Origin of the sequence: Paenibacillus sp. HJGM_3, from assembly GCF_045062745.1 — a bacterium.
Taxonomy (GTDB): Bacteria; Bacillota; Bacilli; order Paenibacillales; family NBRC-103111; genus Paenibacillus_AA.
Genome location: NZ_JBJGED010000031.1, coordinates 40,010 through 61,482, shown reverse-complemented (window position 1 = coordinate 61,482; position 21,473 = coordinate 40,010). Strand labels below are relative to the sequence as shown.

At 58.3% G+C, this 21,473-nt stretch carries 18 protein-coding genes and 1 other annotated feature; of the genes, 1 reads left to right on the top strand and 17 read right to left on the bottom strand.

The window, feature by feature from the left end; all coding sequences use genetic code 11:
- Positions 1 to 18 precede the first annotated feature (18 nt).
- The 6 genes from ACI5FR_RS27415 to hisS form a co-directional block, all read right to left on the bottom strand.
- A complete protein-coding gene (locus ACI5FR_RS27415) occupies positions 19 to 903 on the bottom strand; it encodes a carbohydrate ABC transporter permease (protein WP_405460435.1) in 885 nt (294 codons plus the stop codon).
- A gap of 18 nt (positions 904 to 921) precedes the next feature.
- Entirely contained in the window at positions 922 to 1,854 is a 933-nt protein-coding gene (locus ACI5FR_RS27410) for an ABC transporter permease (RefSeq protein WP_405460509.1), read from the bottom strand.
- A 350-nt stretch (positions 1,855 to 2,204) separates the two neighbouring features.
- A complete protein-coding gene (locus ACI5FR_RS27405) occupies positions 2,205 to 3,521 on the bottom strand; it encodes a replication-associated recombination protein A (protein WP_405460507.1) in 1,317 nt (438 codons plus the stop codon).
- A gap of 81 nt (positions 3,522 to 3,602) precedes the next feature.
- Positions 3,603 to 4,388 carry a tRNA threonylcarbamoyladenosine dehydratase gene (locus ACI5FR_RS27400; protein WP_405460432.1) on the bottom strand — a complete coding sequence of 262 codons (786 nt, stop codon included), beginning with the start codon at positions 4,386 to 4,388 and terminating at the stop codon, positions 3,603 to 3,605.
- Between the two features lie 12 nt (positions 4,389 to 4,400).
- The gene (aspS, locus tag ACI5FR_RS27395) at positions 4,401 to 6,179 is read right to left on the bottom strand and encodes an aspartate--tRNA ligase (RefSeq protein WP_405460431.1); all 1,779 of its coding nucleotides are present in this window, start codon (positions 6,177 to 6,179) and stop codon (positions 4,401 to 4,403) included.
- Positions 6,180 to 6,204: 25 nt separating this feature from the next.
- Complete coding sequence (gene hisS / locus ACI5FR_RS27390; RefSeq protein ID WP_405460429.1) at positions 6,205 to 7,452, bottom strand: histidine--tRNA ligase; 1,248 nt, start codon at positions 7,450 to 7,452, stop codon at positions 6,205 to 6,207.
- A 45-nt stretch (positions 7,453 to 7,497) separates the two neighbouring features.
- Positions 7,498 to 7,744, bottom strand: a binding site (T-box leader).
- Between the two features lie 109 nt (positions 7,745 to 7,853).
- On the opposite strand from hisS, the gene ACI5FR_RS27385 reads away from it, so the two are divergent.
- The gene (locus ACI5FR_RS27385; RefSeq protein WP_405460427.1) at positions 7,854 to 8,009 is read left to right on the top strand and encodes a hypothetical protein; all 156 of its coding nucleotides are present in this window, start codon (positions 7,854 to 7,856) and stop codon (positions 8,007 to 8,009) included.
- Between the two features lie 116 nt (positions 8,010 to 8,125).
- Here ACI5FR_RS27385 and ACI5FR_RS27380 read toward each other — a convergent pair whose 3' ends face one another.
- From ACI5FR_RS27380 to ACI5FR_RS27330, 11 genes are all read right to left on the bottom strand, one after another.
- Positions 8,126 to 9,172, bottom strand: coding sequence for a dienelactone hydrolase family protein (locus ACI5FR_RS27380; RefSeq protein ID WP_405460424.1), 1,047 nt, complete (start codon positions 9,170 to 9,172; stop codon positions 8,126 to 8,128).
- 144 nt (positions 9,173 to 9,316) lie between these two features.
- Positions 9,317 to 11,266, bottom strand: coding sequence for an FAD-dependent oxidoreductase (locus ACI5FR_RS27375; protein WP_405460422.1), 1,950 nt, complete (start codon positions 11,264 to 11,266; stop codon positions 9,317 to 9,319).
- 265 nt (positions 11,267 to 11,531) lie between these two features.
- Positions 11,532 to 12,224 carry a rhamnogalacturonan acetylesterase gene (locus tag ACI5FR_RS27370; RefSeq protein WP_405460419.1) on the bottom strand — a complete coding sequence of 231 codons (693 nt, stop codon included), beginning with the start codon at positions 12,222 to 12,224 and terminating at the stop codon, positions 11,532 to 11,534.
- Positions 12,225 to 12,249: 25 nt separating this feature from the next.
- A complete protein-coding gene (locus ACI5FR_RS27365) occupies positions 12,250 to 13,578 on the bottom strand; it encodes an ABC transporter substrate-binding protein (RefSeq protein ID WP_405460416.1) in 1,329 nt (442 codons plus the stop codon).
- 190 nt (positions 13,579 to 13,768) lie between these two features.
- Positions 13,769 to 14,800, bottom strand: a complete 1,032-nt coding sequence (locus ACI5FR_RS27360) for a LacI family DNA-binding transcriptional regulator (protein WP_405460414.1) — start codon at positions 14,798 to 14,800, stop codon at positions 13,769 to 13,771.
- 152 nt (positions 14,801 to 14,952) lie between these two features.
- Positions 14,953 to 16,488 carry a HEAT repeat domain-containing protein gene (locus ACI5FR_RS27355; RefSeq protein ID WP_405460412.1) on the bottom strand — a complete coding sequence of 512 codons (1,536 nt, stop codon included), beginning with the start codon at positions 16,486 to 16,488 and terminating at the stop codon, positions 14,953 to 14,955.
- Between the two features lie 132 nt (positions 16,489 to 16,620).
- The gene (locus tag ACI5FR_RS27350; protein WP_405460410.1) at positions 16,621 to 17,448 is read right to left on the bottom strand and encodes a hypothetical protein; all 828 of its coding nucleotides are present in this window, start codon (positions 17,446 to 17,448) and stop codon (positions 16,621 to 16,623) included.
- Between the two features lie 33 nt (positions 17,449 to 17,481).
- Positions 17,482 to 19,722: a heavy metal translocating P-type ATPase gene (locus ACI5FR_RS27345; RefSeq protein ID WP_405460409.1), complete on the bottom strand. Its 2,241-nt coding sequence runs from the start codon at positions 19,720 to 19,722 to the stop codon at positions 17,482 to 17,484.
- A gap of 110 nt (positions 19,723 to 19,832) precedes the next feature.
- Positions 19,833 to 20,033: a copper ion binding protein gene (locus ACI5FR_RS27340; protein WP_405460407.1), complete on the bottom strand. Its 201-nt coding sequence runs from the start codon at positions 20,031 to 20,033 to the stop codon at positions 19,833 to 19,835.
- Between the two features lie 20 nt (positions 20,034 to 20,053).
- Complete coding sequence (locus ACI5FR_RS27335) at positions 20,054 to 20,398, bottom strand: metal-sensitive transcriptional regulator (protein ID WP_405460404.1); 345 nt, start codon at positions 20,396 to 20,398, stop codon at positions 20,054 to 20,056.
- 193 nt (positions 20,399 to 20,591) lie between these two features.
- On the bottom strand, positions 20,592 to 21,440 hold the full coding sequence (locus ACI5FR_RS27330; RefSeq protein WP_405460402.1) for an AraC family transcriptional regulator: 849 nt from the start codon (positions 21,438 to 21,440) through the stop codon (positions 20,592 to 20,594).
- Positions 21,441 to 21,473: the final 33 nt, after the last annotated feature.

Below are 21,473 nucleotides of genomic sequence, written 5' to 3'. Positions count from 1 at the left end.
CCCATGAGTGTAATCTCTTTAGCCTTTCAGAGCCCCGATCATAATGCCTTTGACAAAATACTTTTGCAGGAACGGGTACAGCAGCAAAATCGGCAAATTGGCCACAACCACCACGGCGTATTTGACCGCCTCTTGATCCATCAGAGTTTTGGCATGCGAGGCATCCCCCACGTTCACCATGCCTTCCATCTCGCCTTTGATCAGAATCTCACGCAAGATCAGCTGCAGCGGGTAATGCTCCCGATCGGACAAGTAGATCAGCGCACTGAAATAGGCGTTCCAATGGCCTACCGCATAGAACAGTACCATGACCGCCAGAATCGGCAGCGACAACGGCAGTACGATTTGCCACAGCGTTCTCCAATCGGAGCAGCCGTCGATGGCGGCGGCTTCCTGGATCTCACCAGGGATGCTCGATTGGAAAAACGTCCGCATGATGACGATATTCCACACCGACACGGCTCCCGGGATGATGAGCGCCCACATCGTATCGAGCATGCCGAGCTGCTTGACCAGCATGTAAGTGGGGATGAGACCGCCGCTGAAAAACATCGTAAACACCATGATGGCCATGAACAGGTTGCGGCCATAAAAGCTTTTTTGCGACAAAGGGAAGGCCGCCATGACGGTCATCGCGAGGTTGATCGCCGTGCCGACTACCGTATACACAATCGTGTTCAGATAGCTGTTCAGCAGGTCCTTGTTTTCGAATACTTTTTGATACCCTACCGCACTAATTTGTTTGGGCCATAACCACATCTCGCCGTTCAACACCGAGGCCGGGTCGCTGATCGAAGCGCTCAGCACGAAGACTAAGGGATACAGGACGACAATGACGACAGCCGCCAGCATCGCGTTGATGATTGCGTCGAACACTTTATCCCCCGTGCTTCGGATTTCCATCTTCCAACTCCTCCTTCCCTACCACAAGCTGGATTGATTCACCGCTCTCGCGATTCGGTTGACACTGAGCAGCAGAGTAAAATTGACGACCGAATTGAACAGCCCGACCGCGGAAGCGAAGCTGATCTGTGAGCCCAGCAATCCGCTCCGATAGACGTAGGTGGAGATCACATCCGAACTTTCGTCGTTCAACGAATTTTGCATCAAGTACACTTTCTCATACCCGACACCCATGAGGCTGCCGATGTTCAGGATCAGCAGGATGACGATGGTCGGCAGGAGCCCAGGCACATTAATATGCCACATACGCTGCAGCCGGGTAGCCCCGTCGACTTTGGCCGCCTCATGCAAACCGGGGTCGATGCCCGCCAGCGCGGCCAGATAGATGATCGAGCTCCAGCCCATCTGCTGCCACACGCCGGAGAAGACGTAGATCGTCTTGAACCAAGCCGGCTCCGTCATGAAGAAGATCGGTTCACCGCCGAAGGCCCGGATGATCGTATTGACGATGCCGCTTGATGGAGACAGGAACATGAAGACGATCCCGACGAGTACGACCGTAGACAGGAAGTGCGGGGCGTATGTAACCGTCTGAATGAACTTTTTGTACCTCGCATTCCGCACCTCGTTGATCATGAGCGCCAGCACAATCGGGATCGGGAACCCTACGGCCAGCTCGTATAGGCTGATGCCGATCGTGTTCTTGATGAGCCGCCAGAAGAAGATGCTGTCGAAGAAACGGTTGAAATGCTTAAGCCCGACCCAGGGACTCCCCCATATGCCTTTCGTTGCGATAAAGTTTTTGAAAGCGATCTGCACCCCGTACATGGGCATGTAATGAAACACGATGAAGTAGAGCAGCACCGGCGCGATGAGCAAGTACAGCTGCCAATGCCTCCGAATGGCCCTGACCGCTCGAGCGAAGCGTTTGGTTTTGGCCGCAGGCGCCATTCTTGTACGGGCATGTGCATGTGCCATCCCTTAGTCCCCCCTTTCTTTTTTTGAGCAGACGATATTTTCGGACAGCAAAAAGAGACCCGGAAAAACCGAAGCAACAAGAGGACGTCTCCGACCGGAAACATCGATCCTTTACTTTCGGGTTTTCTCATGGTCTCCACCCAAAAATAGATCATTATTCATGTTGGGAGGCTCGTCCTACAGCGAGCCGTTGGTGCTTACTCGGAATGATGTCGTCTGGTCTGGTTGTTCATACGCTCGATATTCATCTTACCGCCCGATTATTATCCGAATGTTACCCGCAAGTGAAGATTTGGTAAATGACCTAACAGAGAATTCCCATATTATTCCTTTTTATCTCTTCGACGCAGCTGTTGATTTTGCCGCATCTTCTCTTCCATTCCTTGCCCGTTCGCCTCGAAAAAACGCTCATGCCGCACCGGGTCGGGCAAATATTGCTGCTCGACATAATGGCCCGGATAATCGTGCGGGTACTTGTATCCGACGTGGCCCAGCTTGACGGCGCCTTTGTAATGGGCGTCGCGCAGATGGAGCGGCACTTCGACAGATTTCGACCGTTCGAACGATTCCATTACCCGGGAAATGGTGACCGCGACAGAATTCGACTTCGGGCTCTCCACCGCGAATAAGATGGCCTGGGCGATGTTGTACTTCGCCTCCGGCCAGCCGATCTTGTGGTAGGCGTCCATCGCGGTCACCGCCTGCACCATCGCCTGCGGATTCGCGAGGCCGATGTCTTCGCTGCACGCGACGATGAGGCGGCGCAAGAACACCATCGGATCCATGCCGAGGTGCTCGACGGCATGGAGGAACCAGTACAGCGCGGCGTCGCTCGAGCCGCGCACGCTCTTGTGAAAGGCGGACAAGACGTCGTACTGCGTCGACTCGTCCGCCTTCACCGTAGGCCGCCGAATCGACTCTTCGGCGACCTCGAGCGTGATGCGGATCGTCCCGTCCGCATCGGGGGCCGTCGTCAGCGCAGCGAGCTCGAGCGCGTTCAGCGCCCGGCGGATGTCGCCGCCCGCCATCCGCGCGATGTGGGCGAGCGCCTCGGGCTCCGCCTCGAGCGGCAGGAAGCCGAGGCCGCGTTCGCGGTCCCCGAGCGCCCGCCGCATGGCGGCGAGCGCGTGCTCGTGCGTCAGCGGCTGCAGCTGAAACAGCGTGGAGCGCGACAATAACGCCCCGTTCACATAGTGGAACGGGTTCTCGGTCGTCGCGCCGATGAAGACGATGATGCCCTGCTCCACCGCGGGCAGCAAAGCATCCTGGCGCGAGCTGTTGAAGCGGTGCACCTCGTCCAGGAACAGAATCGTCTTGCGCCCGTACATCGCCTTCGTCTGCTTCGCCTGCTCGATGACGTCGCGCACATCCTTCACCGAAGCGTCCACCGCATTCAACCGCACGAAATCGCCCTTCGTGTGATGTAAAATAATATGTGCGAGCGTCGTCTTCCCCGTCCCCGGGGGCCCATACAGCAGGATCGACGACACCTGATCGGCCTCGATCGCCCGCCGTAGCAGCTTGCCCGGACCGACAATCGCCTCCTGCCCGAGATATTCGTCGAGCGTCCGAGGGCGCATCCGGTCCGCAAGCAGCTTGCCGGTTGAAGACTCGGCTTCGTGATTGGAAAATAAATCCATATTCAAAATGATCACCTCATGCCTGAGATAGACACGAGAGCCGCCACCTGCAGGTGACAGCTCTCTCTCTCGTGCTTCTTTTTATACTTCCGAATTGCCCGAATTACCCGACTTGTCCGACTTCGCCGCCTTGTCCAACAAATCGCGAACGGCGACGCTGACCATGATCAAGCCGGCTACTGGCGGCACGAACGCGTTGCTCGCCGGCGGCTGCTGGGCCTTGCGGATCTCCGGGGCGTTCTCCGGGACGATCCGCTGGGTTACGTCCTCGCGCGGCTTCATCGGCTCCTCCATCGAGTAGACGACCTTTACGCCTTTTTTGATCCCCGCCTTGCGCAGCCGCTGCCGGACGACCCGGGCGATCGGGTCCATCGACGTTTGCGAAATATCCGCCACCTGGAATTTGGTCGGGTCCATTTTGTTGGCCGCACCCATACTGGAGATAATCGGAATTTTCCGCTCCAGACACTGCTGAATCAGGTGGATTTTATACGAGATCGTATCCGAGGCGTCGAGCACATAGTCCAGCGGATAGCTGAAAAACTGCTCGTACGTCTCCTCGGTGTAAAACATCCGCAGTGCGATGGCGTCGCACTCGGGATTGATCAGCTTGATCCGGTCGCGCATGAGCTCCGCCTTCGGCTGGCCGACCGTCGTCGTGAGCGCATGAATCTGCCGGTTGATGTTCGTAATGTCCACGACATCCTTGTCCACCAGAATGATGCGGCCCACGCCGGTGCGGGCGAGCGCCTCGGCCGCGATCGAGCCGACGCCGCCGATTCCGAGCACCGCCACGGTGCTGCCGCGCATCACGTCGAGCCCTTCCGGGCCGATGGCGAGTTCCGTCCTTGAGAATTGATGCAGCATACGGCCTCCCACTTACTTCGCCGCAGGCTGCTTGAGCGCCAGCCGGATCGACAAGTCTTCGAGCTGCTTCGCTTCCACTTCGGAAGGCGCGTTCATGAGCAGGTCGGACGCGCTCTGCGTCTTAGGGAATGCAATTGTCTCGCGCAGGTTGGTCCGGCCGGACATCAGCATGACGAGGCGGTCGAAGCCGTACGCGAAGCCGCCGTGCGGAGGCGTGCCGTACTCGAACGCATCGAGCAGGAAGCCGAACTTCTCTTGCGCGTCTTCCTTGGAGAAGCCCAGCGCCGCGAACATCTTTTCTTGCATTTCCCGACGGAAGATCCGCATGGACCCGCCGCCTACCTCGTAGCCGTTCAACACGAGGTCGTACGCTTGCGCGCGGATTTGGCCCGGGTCGGAGTCGAAGAAGTGGACGTCGTCGTCGTGCGGACGGGTGAACGGGTGGTGCTCCGCCACGTAGCGCTTCGACTCTTCGTCGTAGCTGAGCAGCGGGAAGTCGATAACCCACGCGAACTTGAATTCCTTCTCATTGATGAGCCCCAGGTCGCGTCCGATCTTCAGACGCAGGTTGCCCAGCACATCGGCGACGATTTTCTTCGTGTCCGCCGAGAACAACAGCAGGTCGCCTTCCTCGGCGCCGAGACGGGTCTTGATCGCTTCGATCTCCGACTCGCTGAAGAACTTCACGATCGGCCCCTTGAATTCGCCGTCCTTCACTTGGATCCACGCCAAGCCTTTGGCGCCGTAACGGGCCGCGAACGGACCCAGGTCATCGATCTCCTTGCGGCTCCAAGTGCCGCAGCCTTTGGCGTTCAACGCCTTCACTTGGCCGCCCTTTTTGATGACGTTCGCGAACACTTGCACCCCGGACTCGGCCACGATGTCCGAGACATCCTGCAGCTCCAGCCCGAAGCGGAGGTCCGGCTTGTCGGAGCCGTATTTGCCCATCGCATCCGCATAGCTGAGCCGTTGGAACGGACGAGGCACGTCGACGCCGATCGTTTCCTTGAACAGACGGACGACGAGCTGTTCCATCAGGTCGAGCAATTGGTCGCGCGTCAGGAACGACGTCTCGATGTCGACTTGGGTGAATTCCGGCTGACGGTCGGCACGCAGGTCCTCGTCGCGGAAGCAGCGGGCGATCTGGTAGTAGCGCTCCAGGCCGCTCACCATGAGCAGCTGCTTGTAGATTTGCGGCGATTGCGGCAGGGCGAAGAACTCGCCCGGATGCACCCGGCTAGGCACGAGATAGTCGCGCGCGCCTTCCGGCGTGCTCTTGGTCAGAATCGGCGTCTCGATGTCGAGGAAGCCGTTCTCGTCGAGGAAGTCGCGGAACACTTTGGCTGCCTTGGAGCGGAGCTGCAGCGTTCGTTGCATTTCCGGACGGCGCAAATCCAGGTACCGATATTTCAACCGGAGCTGCTCGTCGATTTCGATACCGTCTTCGATGAAGAACGGAGGCGTCTTCGCCGCATTCAATATCTCAATTTCGGTCACGCGAACTTCGATTTCGCCCGTTTCCAGATTCGGGTTGACCGTTTCCTTGTCCCGCTCCACCACTTGGCCTTTCACGCCAAGCACATATTCCGTACGCGCCCGGTCGGCGATTTTCAAGGCTTCACCCGAGAAGTCCGGGTTGAACACGATTTGCACGATACCGCTGCGGTCACGCAGGTCGATGAACAGGACGCCGCCCAAGTCGCGACGCACCTGCACCCAACCGTTCAGGGTCACGGTTTGACCGATATGGGATTTGTCTAATTTTCCGCAATGATGGGTTTTGAGAAGCATACTAAGGTTCCTCCTAAAATGTAAGTTAACGCTTCAATACGTCGGCCAACCGGCCTAATTCCACTTCTTCCTGCTCGCCATTCGCCATATTCTTGAGCGAGATTACGCCCTTCGCCAGCTCATCGTCTCCCAAGATCGCCACATAACGCGCCTTCATCCGGTCGGCCGATTTCATCTGACCTTTCATCTTGCGGCTCTGGTAATCCTTCTCCGCCGTCAAGCCCGAGGACCGGAGCTGGAACAGCAGCTTCGTGACCTCAGCCTCCGCCTGCTCGCCCATGCCGATCAAGTAAGCGTCCAGCGGTCGTCCAGCCGGGATCTCCACGCCCTGCGCCTCCAGCACGAGCAACACCCTCTCCAGCCCCAGCCCGAAGCCAACGCCCGGCTGATCGTCTCCGCCGATCTGGGCTACGAGCCCATTGTAGCGACCGCCTCCGCTGATCGTATCGATGGCGCCGATCCCGGCACATTTGTACTCGAACGCCGTATGCGTATAGTAGTCCAGCCCCCGGACCATGCGAGGATTGATCTCATACACGATGCCCATCGCGGTTAGATGCTGCTGCACCTTCCCGAAGTGGACGCTGCACTCTTCGTCCAAGTAATCGAGAATGGACGGAGCACCGACCCCGAAGTGCTGATCCTTCTTGCAGTCGAGAATGCGCATCGGATTGCGGTCATACCGCGACTGACAGTCCTTGCACAGCTGGTCCTTTACCGGCGCGAAAAACTCCTGGAGCTTCTCCCGGTAAACGGCTCGGACTGCGGGGTTTCCGACCGAGTTGATCTCGACCCGCACGCCCTTCAGCCCCAGCTCCTTGTAGAACAAGTAGCCCATCGCGATCACTTCCGCATCCAGACTCGGGTCCGTGGAACCGAGCGCTTCGATGCCGAACTGGTGGAATTGCCGGTAGCGGCCCGCTTGCGGCTGTTCGTAGCGGAACATCGGACCGATGTAGTACAGCTTGGCGATGTCCGGCTCCCCGTACAGCTTGTTCTCCACATAGGCGCGAACGACGCCGGCGGTCCCTTCCGGGCGAAGCGACATGCTGCGGTCGCCTTTGTCCTGGAACGTGTACATTTCCTTCTCGACGATGTCCGTCGTCTCCCCCACACCCCGCTGGAACAGCTCGGTATGCTCGAAGATCGGCGAACGAATTTCCTTGTAATTGAACCGGGCGCAAATGTCCCTGGCCTTCTCCTCGATGTACTGCCACTTCTCTACGACACCCGGCAGCAAATCCTGCGTTCCTTTCGGCTTTTGAATGCTCATGCGCTCCACCTCCAAAATAAAAATCCCCCGCCGCCGACAACATGTGTCAGGGACGAGGGATGTGATTATCACCCGTGGTACCACCCAAATTCGCACCCGGCTAATAACAGCCATGGCACGCGCTCATGCGGTTAACGCCCGCCTACGCAATCCGGCTAATGAACTCGATATCGTCGTTCACCGGCTGTTCTCCGGGATGTCATTCATTCGTGCATTGCCGGAAAGCTTGCAGCCTAGGCTCTCCTCTCTGGGGGCATGGGGACGAATTACTAATTCCCATCAATGAATCCGAAACTATTAGTTAAGATTCTAACCTTGCCGCATGGCAAAGTCAAGCCCGCCCGGCAAATATTGTGCTAAAATGTACCATAGATCGACTTTACGGATGAGGAGGGAACAAGATGGAGCTTGTAGGCCATTGCGTATCGTGCGGAGCCCCGGTCTATTGCAAAGACGGATTCCTGGACGGGGTATCCGAGAACGGACGGTTATATTGCCACGAATGTTACAACAAGGACGACGGCGAAGACGATAAAGAAAAGAGCCTGCAGCAATAGGCTGCAGGCGTTCAAGTCGTTCTATATCAAAAAAGGGGGTCGAGATTCATTATATCCACCCAATATTAAGACAAGATGAAAGTAACATTACAATTTGATTACAAAGTCTAGAACGATTAACGGAGCCGGCGTTCCAGCCACGCAAAGGCGGCCTCCCGAGCGTAGTAGGGGAACGAATGCGGACCTACTCCGAGGAGGGAGACGAACGATTCCGGCTCCGCTTCCAGGAATTGATACACTTCGCCGATGCGCAGCAATCCCGAAGCGATCGCCGGCCAATGCGGGAAGATCGCGTCTTGCTGCGTAGACCAGTTGAAGAACGGAACCGGTGCCGCAATCGCGGCCGCTTGATGGAATTCGAACGGGATCGTCCCGTCCCTTAGATAGTCGCTTACCTTCGGCATATGGCTGAACCATTCGGGCCTTAATCCCCATCGTCCCGGATTAGGATCGCCCGCGAAAGTACTGAAGCCGCAGCTGCTGACTGTCGCTTTCACCCGATCGTCGAAAGCGGCGAGCAGGAAAGCGTTGTAGCCGCCTAGCGAATGCCCGATCGCTCCGATCCGGGTTCCATCCACGGCGGACAAGCTCTGCAGTACGTCGAGCCCCAGCTGATGATCATAGAGCATCTTGCCCATCATAGACCAGGCAGGATAGCGTTCCTGGAACGGAGCGGTCTGATAAGGCTTCATGCCGGGGTAGATCCGTTCGCCTGCGCTCAGCACATCGGGAGCGAACACGACGAACCCGCGGCTCGCGAGCTCCCAGCCGAACCGCATATCCGGTCGTCCGCTTACGCCGGCGACCTCGTCTTTGCCTTGCGGAACGGTTTGGTGCAGAGCCATAATTCCGGGTACCGTGTGACCGCCTTCCAGGACGTCCGGACGGGCAATCATGTAGGCCGGGACGCGGTCGCCGTCCCAGCTCGTGTATTTGAGCTTCTGCAGGACGATCCCTTCCACTTGCGTCGATTCGAGCCACTCCACCTCCGGCTGAATTCGCTCCGGGAAGGGACCCATCGCTTCAAGCACCGCCTCCCGAATCGATTCCGCCCGCTCGGCCCAAGCCGCACGCTTGTCCTCAAGCGCTGCTGCCCGATCCAATCCTTCCAACAAATCGAATAATTCAGCTGAATCCCCGATCTCTTTTAATGAATACGCCATCCCATTATCGCCTCCTCTAGATCCTACTATAGGCAAATTAAGGGGAACAGGGAAGGATAAATTACCGGTCACTTACATGTGCTTATTGGTGTTACGTAAAATAAAGCCCCGCTTGGCAGATTCTCGGCCTTACGGGGCTCTTGCTTAGGATTTCACTTTGTTCACCAAGTCGCGAATCATCATGTATGTGTCACCGTTGTTCAGCTTCGCCTTATCGGCGATGCCGTCAACCGTTTCTTTTTTCAAGTAGCCTTTCGCCTGAAGCTCCTGCACGGCTTGCTCTGCGGTCACACTGAGACCGGCGACCTTGGCGATCGTAAGCGCCGCCTGATCGAGCGTCAGAGCCGCTTTGGCCGGATCCTGAACGCCCGCAATCGCGGAAGTTGCATCCCCCGACAGCTTCAGCACCCGCTTCGCGCCCTGCGTCAGGTTGACCATCCGCTGCGGATTGGAAGCCGGGTCCATGTTGAAGCCGCTGTTGTCGTAGCCGCCGATGACGAGCCCCATACTGACGGCGGTCTTCAGCCCTTCGTACGACTTGCTCTGCATGAACGCCTGCGGCTTCGGCGTATAGGCCTTCAACACCATGCCTTGCTTGTTCAGCTGGTCCTGCAGCGCGGCGATATCGTCCTTTGAGGCGGACAGCTGACGGAACGTCATGCCCTTGTCGATGGCGAGCTTGGCGGCGGCGCCGGCCGCTTCCCCTGTCGCCATGCCCACAGGGATGACGCGTGCGCTGCCGTGCGGCAGCGTATCGAAGCTGGCCGAGCGTCCGACGACGAGCAAGCCGTCGACCTTCTGCGGCACGATGGAGCGGAACGGGATCGCGTACTTTTGCGGATGGCTCATGACCGCTCCATTATCCGTCGGCGAGATCCGTTGGATATCGACCGAGTACGAGCCTAGTGCGATCCGATCCCATTGGTCGCGGTTCTCCATGACGTCCACCATCGTCAGCCGGTATTCGCCCTGCATATGACGCGTCTCCCGCACATACAGCTCAGGAGCCGTTCCGTCCAGCTCGAGTCCGGCGAATTCCGGGTACAGCTTTTTCATATGGTCCACGACGAACGGCAGTTCCTTCTTGCCGATCTCGAACGCTTCCGCGCGGGATTTCGGGTCGAGCCCGTCGATCCCGAAGATTTGCAGGGCGTTAATGAGGATCGTCTCGTCATTTTGACGGCCGATGTTCAAGCCCCGCATTTTGACGCGCTCTTTGTTCTGAGCCGGGTATTGCTGCATCTCCCCATAACCCCACGCACTCAGCTCGTTGGCGTCGGTACCGTCGTTGCCGTCATTCTTCAGATGCTTCTTCACTTGCTCCCATACTTCAGGGGTGACGTTCTTCAGCTTGAACACGAGCGTAACCGCCATGCGAGCTTCCTTGTCGCCCAGATCCTCGCGCCCGATCGTGAACGGCACGCCCGCCGCGGCGGCGATGTCCGCATCCTGAGTCGCGTCGATAACCGCTTTTGCTTTGACCGTCGTAACGCTGCCGTCGGCCTTTGTAATCGTCAGGCCCGTCACTTGCTTGTTGCCGCCGGCTCCATTTTCCGTAATCGGGTCCATCGCCTTCGCTTTCATGTATAGGTCGATGTTTTTCTCATTCTTCACCATCCGGTAGAATGCATTGGCCGCCGTTATCACATCGAACGAGTCGCCTTCGACCTGCTTGTACCATTCGGAGAACAACCCTTTGTTCAATATATCATCCTTACCGCCGGGTAATATTCCTTTTCCTTCGGAATCATAGTTATGGTCGAGGCTGTTCAGCCAGCCGAGCGTCATCAATCCGCCGAGAATCTCGCGGTCGCGCCCGTCGACCAACAACGTCTTGAGCCCGTTGCGCGCGGCGGACACAGCCGTCACGACACCTTCGGGATCCGTACCTACAACGATGAGATCATAATGGTCCTTCGGCTGCTTGACCCACTCTACCTTCTCCAACACCTTCGGGTCGCCCACCGTTTGCTTGTCCTGCGTCAAGTAAAAGAACGCCCCGACCCCAATCAATGCCGCAACAATTAGGAAGCCGATAAAAAGATAAACATTCCTTCGGTTTTGCTTTCTGCTCACGTAATGATTCTCTGCCATCTGCATCCACCCTTATTAAAAGTCCCGGGGTCCCCGCAAAGTAAATCTTACATCACTTTGTTGGGGAGCCTCTTGAAGTGTACCATATTCGTGCAGGAAAATGAATGCAGCCCCGGTTTTACCGGGCTTTGACAGGAGAGCGCGTCCACTCTGTCGGCCAATCCGGTACTTTTCTCCTCTCCACCCGATCGGAATATCTATTTTCTAAAATACTGCAAAAAGCCCGGTTCGACTTTCGTCGACCGGGTCTTGCTGTGAGCCGGCTTTAGGCTAGATAGCGGCGCAGCTCCAGGGGGCTGTTCCTGATCAACCCCGCGATGAGTCCGGCAACGGTCTCAGCGCCGAGCCGGCAAAAATGGGTATCGTCCTGCTTTCCCTCGGGGTACGCCGGATACGCTCCCGGTTCCAGCCACAGGAACAGCTCCCGGGAACGGGCCGCTCCCCATTCGCGATACAAGTCCAAGCTCGCTTGGCTCAGCTCGAGCAAGGGCACGCGACTGTCGTGCGCCAGCTGCCGCACGGCCTCCGCATACGGGCCATGCGTAGGCGCATGCCCCCCGTCCGCGGTCACTTCGCGACGCTCGACCGGCGTGAGCAAGACGGGGTACGCCCCTTTGCTGCCGGCGTCCTCGACGTAACCCCGAAGGTACGAGGGGAATGAGCTCCCCGGATCCGTATGCCGGTTCGGATCGTCCTTCGCATCGTTGTGGCCGAACTGGATCAGGACGTAATCCCCGGCTCGCAGCTCCTGTACGAGGGAATGCCAATGTCCTTTTTCCAGGAAGCTCTTAGAGCTGCTCCCGCTGACGGCTCGATTCCGGACCTCCACCAGCGGCTGGAAAAATCGGCCGATCGCTTGCCCCCATCCAGAGAGAGGCTCCCGTTCTTGGGCATAGCTGGCCGCTGTGGAATCGCCCGCGACGAACACGCGAAGGGACGGACGCTGCTGCAGATTCATGCGCTCCCCACTCCTCCTAGGATTGTTATTTTTTCTGGGCGGCCAAATATTTCTCCGCTTCATCCTGAACGAGGCGCAAAGCGGTATTCACGTCGGTCTGTCCGGTGACGATGCCGGGGATTTGACGGGTCAAGATGTTGAGCAAATTGCTGTCGTACGTGCTTTTGTAGGACATTTCCGCCAAGTCGTTATAGTACAGCGCCCTCCAGTTCTTGTCCTTGTAAGGGCTCTCCGAACCGATCGCCTGCTTGACGTTCTCGTCGTTCAGCACCGTCATGGCGCCTTCCTTCGAATACTGCATCTGCGCCTCGACCGAGGTCAAATACTTGATCACTTCCATCGCCATGTCGGGATGCTTCGACATTTTGGTCACCGCGAACACGCGCGGCGAGGTCATCGTGCCGACCTTCGGCCGGTCCTTGAACACCGGCAAGGAGACAAGGTCCCAATCGATCTTCGCCACGTGCTGCGGCCCGTCGAACGGAAATGTGGAATTGAACACCATCATCGCAAGCTCTTGGGTGGCGGTCATCTCCGTGTAGTACGGAACGGCTTTCTTCGCCTGGGTCCAGTCCTTGTATGTGTTCGTAGCGAATGGCTTATAATACGTGTCGATCAGCGTCTGCCACCGTTCGTCTTGAAACGTGGGCTTCTGCGTCTTCGGATCGATCAGGGGCAGGGACAGCTGGTTTTGGCGAAAAATATGGGTCGGCGACGCGGAGAAGCCCATATAGTTGACCCCTCCGCTGTTCTTGGTCAGCTTCTGGTTCAGCTCGGCGACCTCCTCCCACGTCATGCCGTCCTTCGGATAAGAGACGCCCAGTTTATCGAAAATGCCTTTGTTGTAGTACAGCACTTGGATCACGTTCGTGACCGGCAAAAACCACAGCTGGCCATCGCCCATCCGGCGAATGCCTTCAATCGTCCCTTGCTCGAATTTGCTCAAGTCGATACCGTGCTTCCGGATCAAGTCGGTCATGTCCAGCTGCGAGTCCGTGGCGACCAGTGTGGCGGGGATCGATTCGATCGTCGCGCTGACCAAGTCCACATGCTGGCCAGCCGCGATCAGGTCCGGCAGCGTCGCCCCCTCCTTGCGCTGGATGAATTTGAGCGTGACATTCGGGAACTTCTTTCGTATGCGGTCGCCGTACAACGCATTGAACGTCTCCTCCGCCCCTCCGCCGAGGTCTTGTACGACCAGCTCGACCGGCTCGGCGAGCGGATTCGGCGAGGCCGTCCCCGGGGAGGACGTTGCCGCGCCCTCGTTCGGATTCGCGGACTGGCCGCAAGCTCCTACAACCAGCAGACCGGCCAACAGCAGCAGCGACATCCCTTTTTTACGCCATAAGAACATGATCAAAATCCCGCCTCTCGTTTTGGTTTGTGAACCTGTGGTTTCATTTTGATAGAAATCGATTACTGTTCGCGTAAAAAATAAAGAATACGAATTCCTATAATCAGTACCTGATGAATAAGAGCTTAATAGCGCTTTCACTCCGATTATAGTATACGTATTCTCAAATTGTAAATAAAAACATGCGACTTCAGCCCAGTATTTTTCTCGTCGACTGGCGGACGACCAAATCGGGCTCGATCACCATGCGCACGCACGCCGGCACGTAAGGCCCGTCGGCGCGGCCGGCGTTTGGCTCCGCCTCGGCGGCCTCCTCGCGCCGTCCGCTCAGAATGTCCACGGCGGCGGCGGCCAACCGACCGATATTGGGCCCCACGACGGTCAACGGCACGTCCAGGAGCTCCTCCATCTCCGGCACATCATCGTACACGATGAGCGACATCTCCTGCGGAATGGCCACTCGCAGCCGGCGCAGCCATTTCAGCACCTGGAAGAGCACTCCCTGGCTGTCGAGGATGAGTGCGGTCGGCCGTTCCCCCTCCGCCCGCCCGAACAGCTCCAGAACGGCTTGCTCCGGGACTTTCCCCGACGGCTCGCGCTGAATGAAGTAGTCGGGATGATGCTCCATGCGGAATTCCACCATACCCTGCATGAAGCCCGTCAGCTTGTCAGAGGCATGGCCGATGAAGCTGATCCGGCGGTGGCCGTACTCCGCCAAATGCCGCACCGCCTTGTATACGCCGGCTTGGCGGTCGATCTCGATCCGATGCGCGCCCTCGAGATCCGCTCCTCCCATCAGCAGCAGCTCGCCTTGATACGCCTCCCTCGCGCGGAGGAAGGCCATGTCCGGCCTCCAGACGGCCGATTCCCAGAACAGGATCCGGTCGACGAAATGCTCGTTGAACGTATGCACCGCCACAGCCGGATTCGCTACGGACACCAGAAACGTCAGCCCCCGATTCGTCACTTCCTGCTGGATGGCGTGACAGAGATGGTAGTAGAACAAGCCTTCCGTGCGCGGCCAGATCAGGCCGATGCAGTCAGACTGGCGCGTCGCCAGCCGCTTCGCCGCCAGGTTGGGCACATAGTTCAGTTCTTTGGCGATTTTAAGAATACGCATTCTCGTTTCTTCGCTGACGCCGGGTTCGTTGTTCATGGCCTTGGATACGGTAGGCTGGGTGACTCCGGCCAGCTTGGCGATATCTTTCACCGTGATTCTCATGCGACAGGGCCTCTTTTCGAAATTGTTGTGCGACACCGTATACTATAGCGCACTTCCCCCGTTTTTGCACTCGATGAAAAAAGTCCGACCCGCGTCGGTTGCGACTCGGGTCGGACTTGAACCTGGATGGCGGCTCGTCTGCGATTGGAAGATTAAAACGTGCTGGCCGGCGTCGTGCTCGGGCACCAGCGCGACGTGCGCAGGAAGTCGAAGAGCGCCTCCTTGGCCCGCTCGGTGCCGATGTAGTACAACGCTTCCGCCGCATGCGCTCGGACGTAGCGGTTCTCGTCGTCCAGCGCGGATTCGAGCGCGGGTACGGCCGGTTCGCCGGCCGCACCCAGCATGGACAGCGCTAGGCCGGCCATGAACCGCACTTGATCGTCCGCATCCTGCAGGGCGCCAGCAAGTGCTTCCGCGCAGGCGTCGGCGCGCGAACCGTTGCCGGTGCCGATGCGCCCCAACGCATCGACCGCCTCCGTCCGCACGCGCGGTGAAGCGTGCGTCCGCAGCAGCCGCGCCAGCGCGGGCACGGCCTCGGCGGCTGCCTCACGCAGCTCGCCCAGGGCGAAGGCCGCCTGCGCGGCCACATCTTCCGGGCCGCTGTCCAGCGCGGCCAGCAGCCCTTCCACCGCCGCGCCCCCGGCGGCGGTCAAGCCATACGCGGCCGCGCGCGACGCGGGCCGCGAGCCTTGCTGCAGCGCGCCGAGCAGCGCTGCGGTCGCCTGCGCGCCGCCGAGGCGCGCGAGCCCGTAGGCGGCGTTCAGCGCCGCCGGTTCATGCGCGTCCTCGAGCGCGTGCGCGAGCGCGGTGACGACGTCGCCGTAGGCGCTGCGGCCCTCGGCGAGGCCGGACAGCGCCAGCCGGTCGGCCGCCTCAGTTCTCGCCTGCGGCTCCCCGGACGCCAGCGCGGCGAGCCATGCCCGCGCTTCGTCGTCCGTGAACGGACGAGGCGCTTCGTCGCGCAGAGCGTCACGGCCGGTCAGCCAGTTCCACGTGTCGCGCCAGATGACCTCAGCCGATTCGACGCATGCCGGCAAATTCGCCGGGGTTACCCATTCCGGCTCGCGATGGTCCCAGCTCGCTTCCACAGGGGCTTGGGTCCGCATGAATTCGAATTTCAGCATGAACCGCTCCTGCCCCGAAATGTTGGCCGTAGACCGGTGCCAAATATCGTAGTGGATCAGAGCGAATGTCCCGGCCGGGCCGGCCGCGGTCTCTTCGTGCAGATCGTCCGATTCGAAAGTGCGGCTGGCGTAATAGTGCGTTCCCGGCATGACGCCCGTGGGGCCAAGCTCCGTCGGGGTATTTTGCGGGAAATACATGACCATCGCCCACCAAGGCCGGTGGTTGCGCATCCGCTTGAAGCCCCAGTAGCTGTCCTTGTGCCAGCCTCCCGGCTTCGGCGAGTTATTGTAATGGCCGTGACGATGGGCGTGCATCATATAGCCGGGCCCCAATACGCTCGTAAGCGCGCCCTTGATCACGGGATGATCGAACACCGTTTGCAGCTCGCGGATACGCGGGTACAGATTATTGCCCGGGTTGCCTTCGTTTTTGTACACCTCGCTCAGTTTGCCGTACAGCTGCTCATGAAAGGCGGGGGAGAAGTCCGTGTTCAGAATCAAAAAGCCTTGTGCAATGAATTGCCGCATTTGTTCATCCGTTAAATAACGCAGTTCCTGTGCCATGCGCGTGTTCCCTCCGATTTCAGTTGGAATGGGATCCGTTAGGATCGCTTTCCCTTTTAGTGTACTGAGGGAACCGTGCGAGCAAAATGGAGGAAGCTTACCTGCATTTGCACAAAAATAACCTGATTCCGATTAAGGGACCTGAACGACGAACGGGACGGTAAACACTTGGCCGTTATGCTGGAACTGCCCCCAAATTTTATAGATGCCGCTCTTCGGGAACGTCGTCATGAACTTCGCGTCCGGCCCTTTCGCTTTCTCCTCGGTCGGATGTACGTGGAGATACTGTTCTGCATCGGCGCTTAGGATGACGACATGCCCTACGGCGCCCAAGTATGGCTGCAAATCCGTGATCGGCTGCTTCGTCTTCTCCTCTACGATCCGAAACGTGAGGTTCGCTTGCATGCCGGCCATCAGGTGATCGATCGTAAGGGTGACTTGTTTCCCCGCGACCGAACGGGTCAAATCCTTATCCGGTACAATAGGAGCCGGTGCCGGCTTCGTTCCGCCAACCGTAATCCGCTCGCTCTTGGTAACCGCGGATCCTCCGGTCGGGACATAATCGGCAAACAGCTTGTAGCCGCCGGGAGCCGGGAATTGCGTATCGATCTCGAACCGGCCCTTCTCCTTGTATTCCGGGTGGATGTGGTTGAAATACGATAAATCGTCGCTGACCACAATCAAATGCATCTTCTTCTCGTGGCTGATGTCGAACTTCTCGACGGCTGCGCCCTTGTCATCTTGAATGGCAATGGATACCTTCGTATCCGATTTCGCCTGCGGCGTCTCGCTGGACAGCTTCCAAACCGCCTTCGTCTTATCGGCTTCGGCTCCTGCCGAAGAGGCCGGCGCAGAATCGCCGTGCCCCCCATGGCCATCCGTCGTCTCCTTGCCGGATTTGGCGCAAGCCGACAGCACCGTCAAAGCGACCAGCAGCATTAGCAGCATGATTCGTTTCATCTCGTTATTTCCTCCTAAACTATCGTTCGGATGTTATCCCAGCTTAATGCGCTGCAGACGGAGCGCGTTCAATACGACCGAGACCGAGCTGAGCGCCATGGCCGCTCCGGCGAGCCAAGGGGCAAGCAGGCCGATCGCCGCGATCGGGATGCCGATCATGTTGTAAGCGAGCGCCCAGAACAAATTTTGCTTAATGTTCGTCATCGTCTTCCGGCTCATGAAGATCGCGTCGGGGATGCTGTTCAGATCTCCCCGCATCAGCGTCACGTCGGCCGCTTCCATCGCCACGTCCGTGCCGGTGCCGATGGCCATGCCGATATCGGCCGTCGCTAGCGCCGGGGCGTCGTTGATGCCGTCGCCTACCATGGCAACCAGCTTGCCTTCGCCTTGCAGACGGCGCACCTCATTCGCTTTGCCCTCGGGAAGCACCTCGGCCAGCACCTTGTCGATGCCCGCTTGCGCTGCGATAGCACGCGCGGTCCGCTCATTGTCTCCGGTCATCATGACGACCTCGAGACCTAGCTCCCGCAAGCGAGATACAGCTTGTCGCGACGTTTCCTTCAGCGTATCGGCCACGGCCACGACAGCCGCCAGTCTACCGTCGACGGCAACGAGCATCGCCGTCTTGCCTTGCTGCTCCAGCAGCTCCATGTCGGCTTCGGCCAGAGCGCCCGCGAGCGCAATGCCGCTCCGCGCCATGAGCTTCCGCGTGCCGATGAGCAGCTCGCGGCCTTGGACGACGGCTTGCACACCATAGCCGGGAATCGCTTCGAACCGTTCCGCATTCGGCAGCTCCAAGCCGCGCTCTCTTGCTCCGGCTACGATCGCTTCAGCCAATGGATGCTCCGAATTCCGTTCGGCGGCGGCTACCCATGTGAGCAGCTCCGACTCGTCCCAGCCTTGCTCGACCAGCACGTCGGTCAGCTCCGGCTTGCCCTTCGTGATCGTGCCGGTCTTATCGAGCACGATCGTCTGAATCCGATGGGTCGCCTCCAGATGCTCGCCGCCCTTGAACAGAATACCGAGCTCGGCGGAACGCCCCGAGCCTGCCATGATGGAGGTCGGCGTCGCCAGACCGAGGGCGCATGGGCAAGCGATGACGAGCACCGCGATTGCTTTCTCCAAAGCTCCGGAGAAGTTGCCCGCCTCTACGAAGAAATACCAGACCAGGAAGGTCACTAGGGCAATGCCCACTACAATCGGGACGAAAATGCCGGAAATCTTATCGGCTACACGCTGGATCGGCGCCTTCGACCCTTGCGCCTCCTCGACGACCTTAATGATTTGCGCCAGTGCGGTTTCTTGACCCACCTTGGTCGCCCGAATCTTCAGCACGCCATACTTGTTAAGAGTCGCTCCGATCACGGGGTCGCCGGCCGACTTCGACACCGGGATGCTCTCCCCGGTCAACATCGCCTCATCCACGGAAGAGTCGCCTTCTACGACTTCGCCGTCCACCGGAATTTTCTCGCCCGGCTTGACGATGACCAGGTCTCCGACCCGTACGTCTTCCACGCGAACTTGCAGCTCTTGTCCGTCCCGCTCTACAAGAGCCGTCTTGGCCGCAAGCCCCATCAGCGTCTTGATCGCTTCCGAGGACCTCCCCTTGGCCAATGTCTCGAACAGCTTGCCCAAGAGCAAAAGGGTGATGAGCACGGAGCTCGTCTCGAAGTATAGGTCGACACCGTGCATATGTCCGGCCTTATAAGCATCGAGTGTCAAGTAAAGGCTGTAGAAGTAGGCCGCCGATGTACCGAGCGCCACGAGCACGTCCATGTTGGCGCTCCCGTTGCGCAGCGCCTTGTAGGCGCCGGTATAGAACGGCCAGCCGATCAAGAACTGAACCGGCGTCGCCAGGACGAGCTGGAACCATGGGTTCATGAACAGCTCAGGCACCCAAATCCACGAGGTGAAGGAGAAGTGGCCCACCATCGCCCACAACAGCGGGAACGACAATACTGCCGAGGCCACCAGCTTCCATGTATGCTTGCGAATTTCTTCCCGGCGCGCTTCCGCCCGGCTGCTCCTCGCTTGTTTAAGCTCCGCCTTGTACCCGAGCTGCTCGACCTTCCGGATCAAGTCCTCCACTGTGACTTTGCCTGGGACGTAGGCTACGTGCGCCGATTCCATCGCCAGATTCACGCTCGCCAGCGAGACACCTTCGAGCTTGTTCAGTCCTTTCTCTATACGAGTGGCGCAAGCCGCGCAAGTCATTCCCGTAATATCCAACGTCGTTTCTTCCGCCTGTACCGCTTTCGTGCTCGTCGTGCTCATCGCGTTCACCTCTCTGCATGCTCTTGTGTCTTATACAATACCCCTATAGGGTATATTGGATTCCGAGAAAAAGGAGGCCCCTACCGGCGCCCCCTGTTCGCCTTCACGCGTTATACAACATCATAGCCTTGCTCTTCGATCGCATCCTTGATCGCTTGCAGCGTCACCGACGATTCGTCATAATCGACCGATACCGACTTGGCCGACAGGTTCACCCTCGCCGTCGCGCCGAGCGCCTTCACAGCGCCTTCTACCGAGTTCACGCAATGCCCGCAAGACATTCCTTCCACTTTCAGCTCCACTTTTTGCATCCCGATTGCCTCCTTATTCGTTATTTCATCAATTTATTGACCGTCACCATAAGCTCATTGATAATATCCGGATCTCCGGCCTGTATTTTCTCCACGACGCAAGACTTCATATGCCCTTCCAGCAGCAGCTTGCCTACGCTGTTCAGCGCGGATTGAATCGCCGCGATCTGATTCAGCACGTCGTCGCAATACGTGTCCTTCTCGATCAATCCTTTGACTCCGCGAATTTGGCCCTCGATACGGTTCAATCGAGCGACCAGATTGGCTTTCAATTTATCCGAATGGTGGCTCTTGCGTTCTCCTCCGGAATCGGCGCCATCGGTAGCGCAGTGATCGTGCTCATTTACTTTGCTCGCTTGTTCCATATCCGTTATCACCTCTTATCTACAATTTACTATACCCCCAGAGGGTATGTCAACCACATTTATTACTATACCCCCCTAGAGTATATTTGTCAACAAAAAAAGAACAGCTATTTTTCGAATACTGACCCTTACTGCGAAAGGGGATCGAGCCGTGTCCGTGCGTAGCGTAACGGGAGCCTGTAATCACGTTCTCTTATGGTTTCCAAAACAGCTCCCGATATCCGGTCGGCGACAACCCCGCGTGTTTGCGGAAAAAACGCGAGAAATAGTACAGCTCCATCCCGACGGCTCGTGCCACTTCCGAAACCGAAAGCTCCATATCGGCCAGCAGCAGCCCCATCGCCTTCTCAATCTTCAAGTTGTTGATGTATTGAATAGGGGACACGCCGACGAGCTCGTGGAAATAGCGGATGAAATAGTTCGGATGAAAATGAACGAGCTCCGCCAAGTCGGCTACGCTGATCGGCTCGTGCAAATGCGTCTCCACGTAGCTCAGCACCGTTTGCAAATGATGCATCTTGTGCTGCTCTGCCGGGATGCGGCTGCCGCCCCGTTCGGAGGCGCGCTCCAGGAACATCGCGATGATCTCGAGCAGAATCGCTTTTTGGTGCATGACCGCCGTGAAGCTGTCGCTCTCGTAGTGCCGGGTCAGCTGCTCGAACAATTCCGCAACCTTCGTCTTCTCCTCGACATCGATATACACGGGGAGCCCAAGCAGCCGAAATAAATCCCGCTCCCCAACCTTGGCTGTGAAGTGGCACCAATGCTTGCCGAACGGATCGCGGTCCTCCATGGCGTAGTAGGATTGCTTGAGCCCGGAAGGCATGACGAACAGCTGGCCCGGCTTCGGATAGTAAGTCTGCCCGTCAATGACGAGGCCGCCCTCGCCTTCCACAATGTAATAGAACCGGCAGAAGTCCGGCACAAAATCAAGCTGCCGCCACCTCTGATTCACCTTGGTGTAAGCGGCGAGCGACAGCGTCACCTGGACGTTCGCAATCACATTGCGCAAATAAGCCCACGCGGGTGCACGCGTACCCATCGGTACCCCTCCTACGATGCGTCAACCGTAAGC

Excerpts from the sequence above, each read along its gene's own strand:
- ACI5FR_RS27415 (WP_405460435.1), bottom strand. The coding sequence starts at position 903 with ATGGAAATCCGAAGCACGGGGGATAAAGTGTTCGACGCAATCATCAAC.
- ACI5FR_RS27410 (WP_405460509.1), bottom strand. The coding sequence starts at position 1,854 with ATGGCGCCTGCGGCCAAAACCAAACGCTTCGCTCGAGCGGTCAGGGCC.
- ACI5FR_RS27405 (WP_405460507.1), bottom strand. The coding sequence starts at position 3,521 with ATGGATTTATTTTCCAATCACGAAGCCGAGTCTTCAACCGGCAAGCTG.
- ACI5FR_RS27400 (WP_405460432.1), bottom strand. The coding sequence starts at position 4,388 with ATGCTGCATCAATTCTCAAGGACGGAACTCGCCATCGGCCCGGAAGGG.
- aspS (WP_405460431.1), bottom strand. The coding sequence starts at position 6,179 with ATGCTTCTCAAAACCCATCATTGCGGAAAATTAGACAAATCCCATATC.
- hisS (WP_405460429.1), bottom strand. The coding sequence starts at position 7,452 with ATGAGCATTCAAAAGCCGAAAGGAACGCAGGATTTGCTGCCGGGTGTC.
- ACI5FR_RS27385 (WP_405460427.1), top strand. The coding sequence starts at position 7,854 with ATGGAGCTTGTAGGCCATTGCGTATCGTGCGGAGCCCCGGTCTATTGC.
- ACI5FR_RS27380 (WP_405460424.1), bottom strand. The coding sequence starts at position 9,172 with ATGGCGTATTCATTAAAAGAGATCGGGGATTCAGCTGAATTATTCGAT.
- ACI5FR_RS27375 (WP_405460422.1), bottom strand. The coding sequence starts at position 11,266 with ATGGCAGAGAATCATTACGTGAGCAGAAAGCAAAACCGAAGGAATGTT.
- ACI5FR_RS27370 (WP_405460419.1), bottom strand. The coding sequence starts at position 12,224 with ATGAATCTGCAGCAGCGTCCGTCCCTTCGCGTGTTCGTCGCGGGCGAT.
- ACI5FR_RS27365 (WP_405460416.1), bottom strand. The coding sequence starts at position 13,578 with ATGTTCTTATGGCGTAAAAAAGGGATGTCGCTGCTGCTGTTGGCCGGT.
- ACI5FR_RS27360 (WP_405460414.1), bottom strand. The coding sequence starts at position 14,800 with ATGAGAATCACGGTGAAAGATATCGCCAAGCTGGCCGGAGTCACCCAG.
- ACI5FR_RS27355 (WP_405460412.1), bottom strand. The coding sequence starts at position 16,488 with ATGGCACAGGAACTGCGTTATTTAACGGATGAACAAATGCGGCAATTC.
- ACI5FR_RS27350 (WP_405460410.1), bottom strand. The coding sequence starts at position 17,448 with ATGAAACGAATCATGCTGCTAATGCTGCTGGTCGCTTTGACGGTGCTG.
- ACI5FR_RS27345 (WP_405460409.1), bottom strand. The coding sequence starts at position 19,722 with ATGAGCACGACGAGCACGAAAGCGGTACAGGCGGAAGAAACGACGTTG.
- ACI5FR_RS27340 (WP_405460407.1), bottom strand. The coding sequence starts at position 20,033 with ATGCAAAAAGTGGAGCTGAAAGTGGAAGGAATGTCTTGCGGGCATTGC.
- ACI5FR_RS27335 (WP_405460404.1), bottom strand. The coding sequence starts at position 20,398 with ATGGAACAAGCGAGCAAAGTAAATGAGCACGATCACTGCGCTACCGAT.
- ACI5FR_RS27330 (WP_405460402.1), bottom strand. The coding sequence starts at position 21,440 with ATGGGTACGCGTGCACCCGCGTGGGCTTATTTGCGCAATGTGATTGCG.